This is a genomic window from Paracidovorax cattleyae (assembly GCF_900104515.1).
GTDB classification, from domain to species: domain Bacteria; phylum Pseudomonadota; class Gammaproteobacteria; order Burkholderiales; family Burkholderiaceae_C; genus Paracidovorax; species Paracidovorax cattleyae.
The window spans coordinates 1-14,978 of the sequence record NZ_FNJL01000038.1 but is presented as its reverse complement, the minus strand read 5'-3'; the positions used below and the strand labels follow the sequence as shown (position 1 = coordinate 14,978).

General features: G+C 66.5%; 14 protein-coding genes, 2 tRNA genes and 1 pseudogene. All 17 read left to right on the top strand.

Annotation, left to right across the window (positions count from 1 at the left end):
- Nucleotides 1–7 precede the first annotated feature (7 nt).
- Nucleotides 8–1,558, top strand: a complete 1,551-nt coding sequence (gene gsiB / locus BLR05_RS22585; protein ID WP_092839311.1) for a glutathione ABC transporter substrate-binding protein GsiB — start codon at nt 8–10, stop codon at nt 1,556–1,558.
- Between the two features lie 95 nt (nt 1,559–1,653).
- Nucleotides 1,654–2,574 carry a glutathione ABC transporter permease GsiC gene (gene gsiC, locus BLR05_RS22580; protein WP_019700626.1) on the top strand — a complete coding sequence of 307 codons (921 nt, stop codon included), beginning with the start codon at nt 1,654–1,656 and terminating at the stop codon, nt 2,572–2,574.
- Nucleotides 2,575–2,614: 40 nt separating this feature from the next.
- Entirely contained in the window at nt 2,615–3,550 is a 936-nt protein-coding gene (gene gsiD / locus BLR05_RS22575) for a glutathione ABC transporter permease GsiD (RefSeq protein WP_092839251.1), read from the top strand.
- Nucleotides 3,547–4,614 (top strand): DmpA family aminopeptidase, encoded by a 1,068-nt coding sequence (locus BLR05_RS22570; protein ID WP_092839248.1) that lies wholly within the window; start codon nt 3,547–3,549, stop codon nt 4,612–4,614. The genes gsiD and BLR05_RS22570 overlap by 4 nt, the downstream gene beginning before the upstream one ends.
- A gap of 67 nt (nt 4,615–4,681) precedes the next feature.
- A complete protein-coding gene (locus BLR05_RS22565) occupies nt 4,682–5,500 on the top strand; it encodes a M55 family metallopeptidase (RefSeq protein ID WP_092839245.1) in 819 nt (272 codons plus the stop codon).
- 283 nt (nt 5,501–5,783) lie between these two features.
- Nucleotides 5,784–6,548, top strand: a complete 765-nt coding sequence (locus tag BLR05_RS22560; protein ID WP_192883893.1) for an aspartate/glutamate racemase family protein — start codon at nt 5,784–5,786, stop codon at nt 6,546–6,548.
- Between the two features lie 78 nt (nt 6,549–6,626).
- Nucleotides 6,627–8,627 carry an excinuclease ABC subunit UvrC gene (gene uvrC / locus BLR05_RS22555; protein WP_092839239.1) on the top strand — a complete coding sequence of 667 codons (2,001 nt, stop codon included), beginning with the start codon at nt 6,627–6,629 and terminating at the stop codon, nt 8,625–8,627.
- Between the two features lie 37 nt (nt 8,628–8,664).
- Entirely contained in the window at nt 8,665–9,231 is a 567-nt protein-coding gene (gene pgsA, locus BLR05_RS22550; RefSeq protein WP_092839236.1) for a CDP-diacylglycerol--glycerol-3-phosphate 3-phosphatidyltransferase, read from the top strand.
- 308 nt (nt 9,232–9,539) lie between these two features.
- The gene (locus tag BLR05_RS22545) at nt 9,540–9,812 is read left to right on the top strand and encodes an HU family DNA-binding protein (RefSeq protein ID WP_092839233.1); all 273 of its coding nucleotides are present in this window, start codon (nt 9,540–9,542) and stop codon (nt 9,810–9,812) included.
- A gap of 18 nt (nt 9,813–9,830) precedes the next feature.
- Nucleotides 9,831–9,906, top strand: a tRNA-Val gene (locus BLR05_RS22540).
- Between the two features lie 60 nt (nt 9,907–9,966).
- Nucleotides 9,967–11,895, top strand: coding sequence for a SurA N-terminal domain-containing protein (locus tag BLR05_RS22535; RefSeq protein WP_092839230.1), 1,929 nt, complete (start codon nt 9,967–9,969; stop codon nt 11,893–11,895).
- 52 nt (nt 11,896–11,947) lie between these two features.
- Nucleotides 11,948–12,023, top strand: a tRNA-His gene (locus BLR05_RS22530).
- Between the two features lie 367 nt (nt 12,024–12,390).
- Nucleotides 12,391–12,828 carry a type II toxin-antitoxin system RelE/ParE family toxin gene (locus BLR05_RS22525; RefSeq protein WP_092839227.1) on the top strand — a complete coding sequence of 146 codons (438 nt, stop codon included), beginning with the start codon at nt 12,391–12,393 and terminating at the stop codon, nt 12,826–12,828.
- A complete protein-coding gene (locus BLR05_RS22520) occupies nt 12,825–13,265 on the top strand; it encodes a helix-turn-helix domain-containing protein (protein WP_007858653.1) in 441 nt (146 codons plus the stop codon). The genes BLR05_RS22525 and BLR05_RS22520 overlap by 4 nt, the downstream gene beginning before the upstream one ends.
- 320 nt (nt 13,266–13,585) lie before the next feature.
- The gene (locus BLR05_RS22515; protein WP_092839224.1) at nt 13,586–13,780 is read left to right on the top strand and encodes a hypothetical protein; all 195 of its coding nucleotides are present in this window, start codon (nt 13,586–13,588) and stop codon (nt 13,778–13,780) included.
- On the top strand, nt 13,758–14,579 hold the full coding sequence (locus tag BLR05_RS22510) for a hypothetical protein (protein WP_208606052.1): 822 nt from the start codon (nt 13,758–13,760) through the stop codon (nt 14,577–14,579). The genes BLR05_RS22515 and BLR05_RS22510 overlap by 23 nt, the downstream gene beginning before the upstream one ends.
- A gap of 125 nt (nt 14,580–14,704) precedes the next feature.
- Nucleotides 14,705–14,965, top strand: a pseudogene (locus BLR05_RS22505) (transposase); the annotation flags it as partial.
- Nucleotides 14,966–14,978 lie beyond the last annotated feature (13 nt).

Here is a 14,978-nt window from a genome sequence, read left to right as displayed (position 1 = left end):
GTCCACCATGAAGAAGACCCTCGCATCCCGCCGCGTCGCCGCCAGCCTGCTGGCCCTGGCCGCCCTGTCCGCCACCGGCTCCGCACTGGCCGCCGGCAATGCCGTGCTGGCCATCTACCAGCAGCCCGAGACGCTGGACCCCTACAACACGAACACGACCATCACCACGGCCGTCACCAAGAGCTTCTACGAAGGCCTGTTCGCTTTCGACAAGGACATGAAGCTCAAGAACGTGCTGGCCGAGAGCTACGAAGTCTCCAAGGACGGCCTGGTGTACACCTTCAAGCTGCGTTCGGGCGTGAAGTTCCACGACGGCACCGACTTCAACGCCGCCGCCGCCAAGGCCAACCTGGACCGCGTGATGGACCCGGCCAACCGCCTGCTGCGCGCGAACCAGTTCAACCGCGTGGCCAAGGTCGAGGCCGTGAACCCGCAGACCCTGCGCATCACGCTCAAGGAGCCCTTCGGCCCCTTCATCAACGCGCTGGGCCACGCCTCCGCCGCGATGATCTCCCCGGCCGCGCTTGCCAAGTGGGGCAGCAAGGATATCGCCTTCCACCCCGTGGGCACCGGCCCGTTCGAGTTCGTGGAATGGAAGCAGACCGAAGCCATCGTGGGCAAGAAGTTCGCCAACTACTGGAAGAAGGGCTATCCCAAGATCGACCAGATCACCTGGAAGCCCGTCACCGAGAACAACACCCGCGCCGCCATGCTGCAGACGGGCGAGGCCGATTTCGCCTTCACGCTGCCGTATGAGCAGATCGCCACGCTGAAGAAGAGCGACAAGGTGGACGTGGTGACCGGCCCGTCCATCATCCAGCGCTTCCTGGTGCTGAACAACCTGCAGAAGCCCTTCGACAACGTCAAGGTGCGCGAGGCCATCGGCTACGCCATCAACAAGGAGGCGCTGTCCAAGGTGGCGTTCAACGGCTACGCCTTCCCGGCCCAGGGCTTCGTGCCCCAGGGCGTGGAATACGCGGTGAAGATGCAGCCGATTCCCTACAACGTGGCCAAGGCCAAAGAACTGCTGAAAGAAGCCGGCTACCCCAACGGCTTCGAATCGACGCTGTGGAGCCACTACAACAACACCACCAGCCAGAAGGTGATCCAGTTCCTGCAGCAGCAACTGCAGCAGGTGGGCATCAAGGTGACGGTGGAGGCGCTGGAGCCCGGCAAGCGCGTGGAGCTGGTCGATGCCTGGCCGGATCCCAAGACCTCCAAGCTGCGCATGCACTACGTGGGCTGGTCCTCCTCCACCGGCGAGGCCGACTGGGCGCTGCGCCCGCTGTTCTCCACCGAGTCGTGGGCGCCGAAGCTGGCCAACTACGCCTTCTACAGCAACCAGGTGTTCGACGACGCCATCGCCAAGGCGCTGGTGACCACCGACGGTTCCGAGCGCGCCGCGCTCTACAAGACCGCGCAGGAGCAGCTCGCCAAGGACCTGCCGCGCATCCCGCTGGTGACCGAGGAAATCCTCTACGCCCACACCAAGCGCCTCTCCGGCGTGTACGTGATGCCCGACGGCAACATCAACAGCGACGAGATCTCGCTGAAGTAAGCCCCGGTGTCCGGCCCCCCGCGCGCCGCGGGGGCCCTTTTCCCGTTTCCGCTCCGCTCCCGTCTTCCCCTCGCTGCGCACCGCAGCGCCGCATCATGCTGAACTATTTCCTCAAACGACTGCTGGGGCTGCTTCCCACGCTGCTGATCGTGGCGGTACTGGTGTTCCTGTTCGTCCACATGCTGCCGGGCGACCCCGCACGCCTGGCCGCGGGCGCCGACGCCGACGAGGCCACCGTGCAGGTCGTTCGCCAGGAGCTGGGCCTCGACAAGCCCCTGCCCGAGCAGTTCGTGCACTTCTTCTCGCGCATGGTGCAGGGGGATTTCGGCACCTCGATCCGCACGCGCCGCCCCGTGGCCGCCGAGATCGGCGAGCGCTTCATGCCCACGCTGCTGCTCACCGTCGCCGCCATGGCCTGGTCGGTGGTGCTGGGCATGGGCATCGGCATCCTGTCGGCCGTGTACCGCAACCGCTGGCCCGACCGTCTGGGCATGACGCTCGCGGTGTCCGGCATCTCCTTTCCCGCCTTCGCGCTCGGCATGACGCTCATGCAGGTGTTCTCGGTGGAGCTCGGCTGGCTGCCCACCGTGGGCGCCGACAGCTGGAAGCACTACATCCTGCCCTCCATCACGCTCGGCGCCGCGGTGGCCGCGGTGATGGCCCGCTTTACGCGCGCCTCCTTCGTCGAGGTGGTGCAGGAGGACTTCGTGCGCACCGCGCGCGCCAAGGGCCTCAACGAGCGCACCGTGGTGCTCAAGCACTGCCTGCGCAATGCGCTCATCCCGGTCGTCACCATGATGGGCCTGCAGTTCGGCTTCCTGCTGGGCGGCTCCATCGTGGTGGAAGCCGTCTTCAACTGGCCCGGCCTCGGCCGCCTGCTGGTGGACGCCGTGACCATGCGCGACTACCCCGTCATCCAGACGCTGGTGCTGCTTTTCTCGCTGGAGTTCATCCTCATCAACCTGGTGGTGGACATGCTCTACGGCTTCATCAACCCGACCATCCGCTACAAGTGAAGCGCGCGGACCGCAACCCTCCCACGGACGAAGACCCGGTATGACCACGCCCTCCATTCCCACGCCGCCCGACGCCGCCCAGCTCGCGGCGGCCTCGGTGGCCCCCGCCGCCGGCGCCTCCACGGTGCGCACGCCCTGGCGCGAGTTCTGGCGCAAGTTCAAGAAGCAGCACGTGGCCATGGCCGCGCTGGTGTTCGTCGTGCTGCTCGTCGCCGTGGCCGTGCTGGCCCCGGTGATCGTGCCGTTCGACGCGGAGAACTTTTTCGACTACGACCGGATCAACGACGGCCCCTCGGCCATGCACTGGTTCGGCGTCGATCCGCTGGGCCGCGACATCTTCAGCCGCATCCTGATGGGCGCGCGCATCTCGCTGGCCGCGGGCTTCCTCTCGGTGGCGATCGGCTGCCTGATCGGCACCACGCTGGGCCTGCTCGCCGGCTATTACGAAGGCTGGTGGGACCGCATCGTGATGCGCATCTCCGACGTGCTGTTCGCCTTCCCCGGCATCCTGCTGGCGCTGGGCGTGGTCGCCATCCTGGGCAGCAGCATGACCAACGTGGTCGTGGCCGTGGCGGTGTTCAGCGTGCCGGCCTTCGCGCGGCTGGTGCGCGGCAACACGCTGGTGCTCAAGCAGATGACCTACATCGAGTCCGCGCGCAGCATCGGCGCCTCGGACTGGACCATCATCGTGCGGCACATCCTGCCGGGCACCATCTCCTCGATCGTCGTGTACTTCACGATGCGCGTGGGCACCTCGATCATCACGGCGGCCAGCCTGTCGTTCCTGGGCATGGGCGCGCAACCGCCGACGCCGGAGTGGGGCGCCATGCTGAACGAGGCGCGTGCCGACATGGTGAATGCGCCGCACGTGGCGCTGTTCCCGAGCCTGGCCATCTTCCTCACGGTGCTGGCCTTCAACCTGCTGGGCGACGGCCTGCGCGACGCGCTGGACCCCAAGATCGACCGGCAGACATGAGCGTGCGCGAACTCACCGCCACGGCGCCGCCGCGCATCGGCCTGCTGGATGCCGGCCCCCTGGACGCGATCACGGACGTGGCCGGCATCACCGTCGGCCATGCCACGCTGGACGATGGTCCGGTGCAGACCGGCGTGACGGTGATCCATCCCCACGCGCAGGATCCGTACCGCCACAAGGTGCCGGCCGGTGCGGCGGTCATCAACGGCTTCGGCAAGAGCACGGGCCTGGTGCAACTGGAAGAGCTGGGCCAGCTAGAGACGCCGATCGCGCTCACCAATACCTTCTCCGTCGGTGCGCTGGCGCAGGCGCAGATCCGCGACTGCGTGCGCGCCAACCCAGAGACCGGGCGCGCGCTGCCCACCGTCAATCCGCTGGTGCTGGAGTGCAACGACGGCTACCTGAACGACATCCAGCGCATGGCCGTCGGCGAGAGCCACTACCGCGCGGCCTGCGACGGCGCGGGCGTGCAGGTGGCCCAGGGTGCGGTGGGCGCGGGGCGGGGCATGTCCAGCTTCCAGTGCAAGGGCGGCGTGGGCACCGCGTCGCGCCGCGTGCCCCTGCACGGCGGCGATACCTGCACGGTGGGAGCGCTGGTGCTCGCCAACTACGGCCTGCTGCCGAACCTGGTCTGGGGCGGAACGCCTGCCGGCGCGGCGCTGGCCACCGCGCTCCATGCCGAGGAGCAGGTGGCTGCCCGTGCCGTGGAGAAGGGCTCCATCATCATGGTGCTCGCCACCGATGCGCCGCTGGACGCGCGCCAGCTGCGCCGCCTGGCCTGGCGGGCCGCTGCGGGCCTGGCGCGCACGGGCTCGGTCTATGGCCACGGCAGCGGCGACATCGCCCTGGCGTTCTCGACCGCCTACACCCTGCCGCACCTGTCGCACGAGCCCATGCCGGCCGTGGCGATGGTGCACGAGGGCCTGCTCGACGGGCTGTTCCAGGCCGCGGCCGACAGCGTGGAGCAGGCCATCGTCCATGCGCTCTGGCATGCGGAAACCGTCACCGGCAGGGACGGGCACCGCCGCCGCGCGCTGCGCGACCTGCTCGCCCGGGCCGGCTGAACCCATCCGTCCTCAGCCCGCCGCGCCCTTCCTTTCCTTTCCTTTTCCGCCCAGTGCAGCGTTCCCCATGAAAATCCTCATCTCCGTCGATATCGAAGGCGTGGCCGGCGTCTACCACCCCGAGCAGGTGCGCGCCGGCAACCCGGAATACGAGCGCGCCCGGCGTCTCATGGCCGCGGAGGCGAATGCCGCCATCGCCGGAGCGTTCGACGGCGGCGCCGCCGAGGTGTTCGTCAACGATTCGCACGGGGGATTCCGCAACATGCCGCCCGACCTTCTCGATCCGCGCGCCCAGGCCATCCAGGGCAAGCCGCGCTACCTGAGCATGGTGGCCGGCGTGGAACTGGACCTGGATGGCGTGTGCTTCATCGGCTACCACGCCAGATCGCGGGCCCACGGCATCCTGGCCCACACCATCAACAGCTTCGCGTTCGCCCGCATCGCGCTCAACGGGCGCGAGCTGGGCGAGGCCGGCATCTACGGCGCGCTGGCGGGGGCCTATGGTGTGCCGGTCATCGCCGCGTCCGGCGACGATGCCTTCATCGCGGAGACGCGGGACCTGTTCCCGCACGCGCAGTTCGTGCAGACCAAGCGCGCCACGGGCGCCAACAGCGGCATCAGCCTGTCGCCCGAACGCGCCTGCACGGCCATCCGGGAAGGCGTGTCCCGGGCAACGGCCCGGGCCGGACAGGCCCGGCCGTTCCGCATCGACGGCCCGGTCACGGTGGATCTGGAGGCGCAGTCGGTGGCGCTGGCCGACCTGTTCTGCCAGTGGCCCACGCTGGAGCGCACGGCGCCCGACACGGTGCGGTTCACCGCGCCCGATACCGAATCGGCCGTGCGGATCATCAACTGCCTTTCGGCCATGTCGAGCATGTTGAGATGAGGACGAGTACACCCCCTGAGGCGCTGCGCGCCTTCCATGCAGCCGCCAGAGGCGGCAGCCCTTCGGGCACGTCCAGGCCTGCGCAGGCAGGCTCGGAGCCACGGCCTCAGCCCCTTTCTGGCCGTGCTGTGCACGGCGGGCAGGGGGACGACGCCAGTGGCCCGGCGAAGCCGGTTCCACGGCGTCTGCTGGTGTGGCCTGCTCCGCGGCCTTCTTTCTGATGGGTGACGCTGGGCCTGTTGCATGGATTGCGCACTATGCGAGTGATTGTTGGGATGACGAGATGACTGAAACTGCAAATCCGTCCGCTGGCGTCGTGCCTGCGATGACCGTCGGCATCGTGGCCGGCATGGGCCCTGCCGCGGGCGTGGATTTCGCGCGCCTGTTCGTGCGCGCGTCGGAGCAATGGCTGCGCGCACACGGCCAGCCGGTGCGCGACCAGGCGTTTCCCGAGCACTGGATCGCCCAGGTGCCGGTGGCGGACCGCACGCAGGCACTGCGCGATCCGGCGGCGCCCCAGCCGCTCGAGGGGCTGGTGTCGGCGCTGGAGCGGCTGGTCGCGGTGGGGGCCCGAGCGGCAGCGATGTCGTGCAATACCGCGCATGCCTGGCATGCGGCGCTGCAGGAGCGCGTGCCCGGCGTGGAGCTGCTGCACATCGCGCGCGAGACCGCCGCCGAACTGCAGCGCCGCGGCATCCGTCGCGCGGCGCTGCTGGCCACGCAGGGCACCTACGGCATGGGCCTGTACGACGAGGCCTTCGCCACGCACGGCGTGGAATGCGTGCTGCCTTCCGCCGAGGCGAAGGAATGGCTGATGGAGGGCATCTACGACGGCGTGAAGGCCGGCGACATGGCCCTGGCACGTCGCCGGTTCGCCAAGGTGGGGCAGGCGGTGCGCGCGCAGCACGGCGACGTTCCGCTGGTGATGGCCTGCACGGAGATCCCCCTGGCGCTTCCCGATGCGCCGGAGGCCGCCGGCTGGACAATGGTGGATCCGTCCGAGATCCTCGCGGCGGCCCTGGTGAGCCGCGCCTACGGCGGCCGCTGACGGACAAAGCCCCCGCCGGCACGGGCCATCGGACGGCCCTGCCCGGCGCGGCCGTGCGTGCCGGCCACAATACGCACCATGTCCGATGTGCACTCCGATGAACTGCTCGCGCAGGTGGCCTCGCTGCCGCCCCTGCCGGGCGTGTACCGCTATTTCGACGCCCAGGGCGGGCTGCTCTACGTGGGCAAGGCCCGCAACCTCAAGAAGCGCGTCTCCAGCTACTTCACCAAGACCCATGGCGGCACGCGCATCGGCCACATGGTTGGCAAGATCGCGCGGCTGGAGACCACCGTGGTGCGCTCCGAGGCCGAGGCGCTGCTGCTGGAAAACAACCTCATCAAGTCGCTGAATCCGCGCTACAACATCCTGTTCCGCGACGACAAGAGCTATCCCTACCTGAAGATCACGGGCGTGGCCGCGCGCGACGGCACCGGCGAGCAGCCCGGCCAGCGCTTTCCGCGCGTGGCCTACTACCGCGGGTCCGTGGACAAGCGGCACCGGTACTTCGGTCCCTATCCCGGCGCCTGGGCGGTGAAGGAAACCATCCTGCTGCTGCAGAAGGTCTTCCGGCTGCGCACCTGCGAGGACACCGTCTTCGCCAACCGCACGCGCCCCTGCCTGCTCTACCAGATCAAGCGCTGCTCGGGCCCCTGCGTGGACCTGATCTCTCCCGAAGCGTATGCGCTGGACGTGTGCAATGCCGACGCCATGCTGCGCGGCGAGACCAGGGAACTGCTGGAGGCCCTGGAGGCGCGCATGATGGAGCATTCCGCGCAGCTGGAGTTCGAGCAGGCAGCGGACATCCGCAACCAGATCACGGCGCTTTCGCGCGTGCTGCACCAGCAGGCCATCGAGACGGTCTCGGACAAGGACGTGGACATCCTGGCCGTGAAGGTGCTGGGCGGTCGCGCCTGCGTCAACCTCGCCATGGTGCGCGGCGGCCGCCACCTGGGCGACCGGCCGTACTTTCCCGTCCACGTGGAAGACGCGGCCGCGGTGTATCAGCTGGAAGATGGCGATGGTCCCGATGGCGCGGCCGAAGCGGAAGGCGCAGCGGAGGCGTCCCCCGCCGCACCCCGTGCCCCGCAGCGATCGCTGGAGGTGCAGGTGCTGGAGGCCTTCATCGCCCAGCACTACATCGGCGTGCCCGTGCCCCCCGTGCTCGTCACCAGCGAGCCGGTGGACCGCGCGCTGCTGGAGGCGCTCTCGCAGCAGGCGGGCGTCCGCGTGGGCGCGGTGCACCAGCCGCGCGAGCAGCGCCGCGCCTGGCTGGAGATGGCGCAGAAGAATGCCGACATCCAGCTCGCGCGGCTGCTCTCGGAAGAGGGCTCCCAGCAGGCACGCACGCGCGCGCTGGCCGAGGCGCTGGATCTGCCCATGGAGGATCTGGAGACGCTCACCATCGAGTGCTTCGACATCTCGCACACCGCGGGCGAGGCCACGCAGGCCTCGTGCGTGGTGTTCCACCACCACCGCATGCAGAGCAGCGAGTACCGGCGCTACAGGATCGAGGGCATCACCGGCGGCGACGACTACGCCGCCATGCGGCAGGTGCTCACGCGCCGCTACAGCAAGGTCGTGGAGGCGCAGCGCGAGGCCGGCGGTGCCGATCCCGCGCCGGGGCAGGCGCGCCTGCCGGACCTGGTGCTGATCGACGGCGGCAAGGGGCAGGTCAGCATGGCGCGCGAGGTGTTCACCGAACTGGGCCTGGACCTCACCCGCATCGTCGGCGTGGAAAAAGGCGAGGGCCGCAAGGTCGGGCTGGAGGAACTCGTCTTCGCCGACGGCCGTGAGAAGATCTACCTCGGCCGCGATTCCGCCGCGCTGATGCTCGTCGCGCAGATCCGCGACGAGGCCCACCGCTTCGCCATCACCGGCATGCGCGCCGCGCGCGCCAAGGTGCGCGTGGGCGGCGGGCAACTGGAGGAGATCGCCGGCGTGGGCCCCAAGAAGCGCGCGCGCCTGCTGCAGCGCTTCGGCGGGGTGAGGGGCGTGGCGGCGGCCAGCGTGGAGGATCTGGCCACGGTGGACGGCATCTCGCTGGAGCTCGCGCAGGAGATCTACCGGGCGCTGCGCTGAGCAGGCGGCGGTCATGGTGGCATGACACAATCGACCCATGTTCCTGACCATCCCCACCATCATGACCTGGACGCGCATCGTCGCGATACCCTTGATCGTGGGCGTGTTCTACGCGCCGCTGGAGCCGGCCACGCGCAACCTCATCGCCACGGTGATGTTCGTGGTCTTCGCCGCTACCGACTGGCTCGACGGCTACCTGGCGCGCAAGCTCAACCAGACCTCGTCCTTCGGTGCCTTCCTCGACCCGGTGGCGGACAAGTTCCTGGTCTGTGCATCGCTGCTCGTGCTGGTGCACCTGCAGCGCGCCGACGTGTTCGTGGCGCTCATCATCATCGGTCGGGAGATCGCGATCTCCGCCCTGCGCGAGTGGATGGCGCAGATCGGCGCCTCCCGCAGCGTGGCGGTGCACATGCTGGGCAAGGTGAAGACCACGGTGCAGATGGTCGCCATCCCGTTCCTGCTCTACGACGCGCGCATCGCCGGCATCGACACGGGCGTCTGGGGCACGTGGCTGATCTGGCTCGCCGCGGTGCTCACCGTGTGGTCCATGGTCTATTACCTGCAGAAGGCTTTGCCGGAGATCCGCGCGCGCGTCGAGCGCTGACCCGGGCGGCCCTGCCTCATGTCAATGGGGGCTTGCGATAGCGAGTGCGGCGCCCGTGTCACAAACTCAGTGCATCGCCTGGCAGCCCTGGAATTGCCGCTAAAATCCACCGCTTGCGCCGTCGCAAAACGGCCCGTTGTATTGACACTCGGAAAGTCGATGGCTTTAATCTGGCACAGCGGCATCTGCCCCATGCCAGCCCCTCCCTCGCCCCGTACGAACCCCGCACTGCAGCGGCTGTTCCGGCGCGTGTGAAGGCCAGATTCGCGCCAGACATTCCCTCCACACCCTTTCCCGAGAGGCTTCTTGTGAACAAGTCCGAACTGATTGAGCAAATTGCTAACAACGCCGACATCTCCAAGGCCGCCGCTGCGCGCGCCCTGGAATCCATGATCGAGTCGGTCAAGAAGACCCTGAAGAAGGGCGGCACGGTGTCTCTGGTCGGTTTCGGTACCTTCGCGGTGGGCAAGCGCGCTGCGCGCACGGGCCGCAATCCCCGTACGGGCGATACGATTAAAATCAAGGCTGCTAAAGTTCCGAAGTTCCGCCCCGGCAAGGCATTGAAGGATGCCCTCAACTGAGGCTCAAGGTTCAAGGTGGGGTGCTTAGCTCAGTTGGTAGAGCGGCGCCCTTACAAGGCGTAGGTCGGCGGTTCGACCCCGTCAGCACCCACCACCGATCAAAAGGCGAACGAGAGTTCGCCTTTTCTTTTGTCGCCATTGAAAGATCGAAACCATGTTCGAATCCATCCGCAAGCACTCCAAGGTCGTCATGATCGTGCTGTTCTTGCTGATCATTCCGTCGTTTGTGCTCGTGGGCATCGACCGGAACTACTTCACCAGCAAGAGCACCGTGGTGGCGCGCGTGGATGGCCATGACATCACCCAGGACGACTGGGACAACGCGCACCGGATGGAAACCGACCGCATCCGCGCGCAGTCGCCCTCGGTCGATGCCAGGCTGCTCGATTCGCCCCGTGCGCGCTACGCCACCCTGGAGCGCCTGGTGCGCGACCGCGTGATGCAGGCCGCCGCCGTCAAGATGCACCTGGTCACGAGCGACGCCCAACTGGCCCGCACGCTGCAGGGCATTCCCGCGATCGCCGCGCTCAAGCGCCCCGATGGCTCTCTGGACGCCGAGGCCTACCGCGCGCTGGTGGGCTCCCAGGGCCTCACGCCCGAGGGCTTCGAAAACAATGTGCGCCGCGAGCTGTCGCTCAGCCAGGTAATGGGCGGCGTGATGGGCTCCGCCTTCGCGGCCCAGGAGCCGGCGCGCCTCGCGCTGGACGCGCTCTACCAGCGCCGCGAAATCCGGATGGCCCGCTTCGACGCCAAGGACTTCGCCGCCAAGGTCACGCCGACCGACGACGAACTCCAGGCCCACTACAAGGCCCACGAGGCGCAATTCAGCCAGCCCGAGCACGCCGACGTGCAGTACGTGGTGCTCGATCTGGATGCCGTGCGCGCCAGCATCACGCTGAGCGAGGACGACCTGCGCAGCTACTACAAGGAAAACCTGGAGCGCCTCTCCGGCAAGGAGGAGCGCCGCGCCAGCCACATCCTGATCAACGCGCCCAAGGACGCCCCCGCCGCCGACCGCGAGAAGGCCAGGGCCCGCGCGCAGGCGCTGCTGGAGCAGGTGCGCAAGGCGCCCGGCACCTTCGCCGAGGTGGCCCGCAAGAATTCGCAGGACACCGGCTCCGCGCCCTCCGGCGGCGACCTCGGCTTCTTCAAGCGCGGCGACATGGTCAAGCCGTTCGAGGACGCCGCTTTCTCGATGAAGAAGGGCGACATCAGCGACCTGGTGGAGAGCGAATACGGCTACCACATCATCCAGCTCAACGACGTCAAGACGCCGAAGCAGCCGACCTTCGAGGAATCGCGCGCCAAGCTCGAGACGGAAGCCAAACAGCAGCAGGCGCAGCGCAAGTACGCCGAGCTGGCCGAAGTGTTCTCCAACACGGTGTACGAGCAGGCCGACAGCCTGCAGCCCGTGGCCGACAAGCTCAAGCTCAAGGTGCAGACCGCCAGCGACGTGACGCGCACGCCGCGCCCCGGCGCCCAGGGCCCGCTGGCCAACGGCCGCTTCCTGGAAGCGCTGTTCGCCTCCGACTCGGTGCAGAACAAGCGCAACACCGAAGCCATCGAGACCGCGCCCAGCACCCTGGTGGCCGGCCGCATCGCCACCTACACGCCGGCTTCCACCCCGGCCTTCGACCAGGTGAAGGCCCGCGTGCGCGAACTCTTCGTGGCCGGGCGCTCCGCCGAGCTGGCGCGCAAGGAAGGCGAGGCCAGGCTGGCCGCATGGAAGGCCGCTCCGGCCAGCGCCACCGGCCTGGGCGCCCCCGTGACCGTCTCGCGCGACAAGCCCGAAGGCCAGCCCCGCCCCGTGGTGGATGCCGCCCTGCAGGTGAATGCCGATACGCTGCCCGCCTTCGCCGGCACCGCGCTGGGCGCCCAGGGCTACGCCGTCATCAAGGTGGACCGCATCGTGCCGCGCGACCCCTCGGACCCGGTCGTGGCGCGCCAGCAGCAACAGCAGTACGGCGAAGCCGAGGCTCAGGCCGAGGCCATGGCCTACTACGAACTGCTGAAGGACCGCTTCAAGGTCCAGTTCAAGGTGACCCGCCCGACGGGCGACGGCACCCCTGCCGCGGAAAATTGATGCAGTGAACATGGCCGGAGGAGGTTTTATCCGGCTATAATTCAAGGCTACGGTGGCTGTAGCTCAGTTGGTAGAGTCCAGGATTGTGATTCCTGTCGTCGTGGGTTCGAGTCCCATCAGCCACCCCAAAAAATGCTAGTAAAAACAAGGACCTTCGGGTCCTTGTTTCGTTTCAGGGGCATGCCAGGGGCGAAGCGGGAATCGCTGACGGTTGTCCTGTGCTTTGGTGGCCTCATCGGACTGCCAGACTTCGACGGGTCTTTGCTGCGTCTAAGCAGATCGACTCACTCAGGCATTGCCCGCAGGCACTGCCTCAATACGTCATGCGGAATGCATGTCGCCTTTGACTGCTGCCATCAATATGTCGCTTCGAGGTGGGGATCCTCTGTCCTGAGTCGAGCAGGCTGCGGGCAGGGCCTGTCTTGACAGCGCGATCTCTGACAGCCATGCTCTGCTTGTGGGATAATTTTAAAGTGATATCACGTTAAAATTATTATGGCGGGAAGATCCAAGAAATCGTCGTCGGCGTCCGAACCTGCTGTACCGGCACCCTCGGAGAAGTGGGAAGTCATCTTTCACGATGAGTTCCTGCTGGAGTTCCGCGCGTTTGACTTGGACGTACGCCGCGAACTGGCTGCTGCTGCCAAGGCCATTGAGCTGGCAGGACCGAAGACAGGACGGCCTCATGTCGACACGCTCAATGGCTCGAAGCACGACAACATGAAGGAGTTGCGCTTCAAGGCCCACAACGGCTCGGAGATCTGGCGGGCGGCTTTCGCCTTCGATCCCCAGCGAAAGGCCTATGTGCTGGTGGCTGGCGATAAGCAGGGGCAGGACGAGGCAGCGTTTTACAAGACCCTGATCAAGACTGCCGACAAGCGGTTTGACGCCCACCTGAAGAAGCTCGCCAAGGCGAAGAAGGCATCACCATGAGCACCACTCTGCAAAGCATCATCGAAGAATTTTCTGCTGAGGATCAGAAGCTCATCCAGAGCAAGGCGAGCGTCCTGGCCGAAGAGATGGTTCGCCACGCGGACTCGCTGGCCGAGGTCCGCGCGGCATTGGTCAAGACCCAGGACGAAGTGGCGCGAGTGCTCAATGTCAAACAAAACGCCGTGGCTCAGCTGGAGAAGCGTTCGGACCTGCTGCTCTCGACGCTGCGCAAGTACGTGGAAGCCATGGGCGGAGAACTGGCCGTGGCTGTCAGAACGGGCGCGGGGACCGTGATCATGCTTGATAGCCTGAGCTCCCTGGCCAAGTCATCGACACCACATCGCGCGCGCGCGTCCGGTGTGGCTCGCAAGTCGGCAGCTCGTTCTGCCAGCAAATCCAAGCTCAAGGTCAAGCACGAAGGAACTGCGGTTGCCTGACGCTTGGCTCCGACGGCGGAACGACAGGAGTTCCGTGTGATGCTGCCAATCAGCAGCATCGCAAGACCGCCACGCTCAACTGCCAGGGGTAGACGCATTTCGAGGCGCTGCTCGCTCGCATTCACCAGTGCATCGGCGATGCGAGCACACTGCAGCTTTACTTGGCCGGCATCAGCTTACGCCGCCGATCACAGCAAGCCATGTCAGCCATGTCGCGACATCTTCGTTTCGAGGCTAAGCAACTGAAACTGTCGCGGCACATACACATGGATTGAGCCGGGACGCGAGATTCCTTGAATGTTGGACGGCGTCGATTGCGCATGACGTACCAAGAAGTGCCGATCGGCGAGGCACAGCGCGAAATGATTGGCGACCGCGTCGTCATCCTCCTTGGTGAGGCGCTGGTCTTTGCCAAGCACTCGTTTTCCCAAGGGGCCGATGCGGCCAGTTTGTCTTGTTGCGGTTACAAATCTACCGGACAGCAGGGCGTAGATGCCCGGATTCACACCGAATAAAGCGGTGGGCGCGCCGGGTACGAGCGGGGGAATTCGCCGCAAGCCTGAGGCAGGGAATGAGGCCGCGGTGATTGGCCGGGACGCGCACAAGGAGGGAATGATGGAAGACCCAGGAAAGCTTTTCGTCGACGAGCGGTTGACGGGGATTTGCGTTTACTGCGGGACGATGCCTGATACGAGGGATCATTGCCCCTCGAAGGTTCTGCTGGACGAGCCCTATCCGCCCAATCTGCCAGTGGTTGAGGCCTGCTTAGCATGCAACAAGTCCTTTTCGCTGGACGAGCAATACCTAGCGTGCTTTTTGGAGTGCGTCATGTGCGGGTCGACCGAGCCGAAGGAGCTGCGTCGCGAGAACATCAAAAGGATCCTCTCAAAGACGCCGAGGTTGGCCGCGGAAATTCAGTCCACCGTTACCGTCGACGAAAATGGGGGCAAGACTTGGCACCCGGACATGGATCGCGTGCGCAATGTGGTCCTGAAGCTCGCGCGCGGCCATCTGCATTTCGAGCTCAGCGTTCAGGAGCGGGACGATCCCGATGTCTTTGAGATCGCACCGCTTTCGGTCTTGACGGCCGAGAGCCGCGAATTCTTCGAGTGCCCTGAGCCGGGGCCCATGGCGGTCTGGCCAGAGCTGGGGTCCCGCGCTTTCCTCAGGGCGTTGCCTTTAAGAGGTCAGATGCCCGACGGCTGGCTGGATGTGCAGGAGGGGCGCTATCGCTATTTGGTTGGCCAAGGCCACGGGAACTACGCCCACATCGTGATTGGCGAGTATTTGGCTTGCTGGGTCGCATGGGGTTGAAAGCGGCGCGGGAGAGGCCGCCAGGAGAGGTGGGCCTCATCCCCACGGAGCGGCCGATTGACCTGCTCCCCATAGGGCGTACCAATAGAAGGTTAGTAGAGTCCGTTTTCAGAGGAAGAACGGACATGAAGAAGAGCAGATTCACCGACGAGCAGATCATCGGGTTCCTCAAGCAGGCTGAAGGCGGCATGCCGGTCAAGGAACTGTGCCGCCTGGGCGGCTTCAGCGACGCGACCTTCTACAAGTGGCGCGCCAAGTTCGGCGGCATGCAAGCCAGTGAGGCCACACGACTACGCGAGATCGAGGGCGAGAACGCCAAGCTCAAGAAGCTGCTGGCTGAGGCCCACCTGCACATCGAAGCGTTGAAGGTGGGCTTCGGGGTAAAGCGCTGACCCCGCA

What these genes read in the sequence shown, in the direction of transcription:
- gsiD (WP_092839251.1), top strand. Translation starts at nt 2,615, where the DNA reads ATGACCACGCCCTCCATTCCCACGCCGCCCGACGCCGCCCAGCTCGCG.
- BLR05_RS22525 (WP_092839227.1), top strand. Translation starts at nt 12,391, where the DNA reads ATGGCGGGAAGATCCAAGAAATCGTCGTCGGCGTCCGAACCTGCTGTA.
- BLR05_RS22515 (WP_092839224.1), top strand. Translation starts at nt 13,586, where the DNA reads ATGACGTACCAAGAAGTGCCGATCGGCGAGGCACAGCGCGAAATGATT.
- BLR05_RS22510 (WP_208606052.1), top strand. Translation starts at nt 13,758, where the DNA reads ATGCCCGGATTCACACCGAATAAAGCGGTGGGCGCGCCGGGTACGAGC.
- BLR05_RS22520 (WP_007858653.1), top strand. Translation starts at nt 12,825, where the DNA reads ATGAGCACCACTCTGCAAAGCATCATCGAAGAATTTTCTGCTGAGGAT.
- gsiB (WP_092839311.1), top strand. Translation starts at nt 8, where the DNA reads ATGAAGAAGACCCTCGCATCCCGCCGCGTCGCCGCCAGCCTGCTGGCC.
- BLR05_RS22535 (WP_092839230.1), top strand. Translation starts at nt 9,967, where the DNA reads ATGTTCGAATCCATCCGCAAGCACTCCAAGGTCGTCATGATCGTGCTG.
- gsiC (WP_019700626.1), top strand. Translation starts at nt 1,654, where the DNA reads ATGCTGAACTATTTCCTCAAACGACTGCTGGGGCTGCTTCCCACGCTG.
- pgsA (WP_092839236.1), top strand. Translation starts at nt 8,665, where the DNA reads ATGTTCCTGACCATCCCCACCATCATGACCTGGACGCGCATCGTCGCG.
- BLR05_RS22570 (WP_092839248.1), top strand. Translation starts at nt 3,547, where the DNA reads ATGAGCGTGCGCGAACTCACCGCCACGGCGCCGCCGCGCATCGGCCTG.
- BLR05_RS22565 (WP_092839245.1), top strand. Translation starts at nt 4,682, where the DNA reads ATGAAAATCCTCATCTCCGTCGATATCGAAGGCGTGGCCGGCGTCTAC.
- BLR05_RS22560 (WP_192883893.1), top strand. Translation starts at nt 5,784, where the DNA reads ATGACTGAAACTGCAAATCCGTCCGCTGGCGTCGTGCCTGCGATGACC.
- uvrC (WP_092839239.1), top strand. Translation starts at nt 6,627, where the DNA reads ATGTCCGATGTGCACTCCGATGAACTGCTCGCGCAGGTGGCCTCGCTG.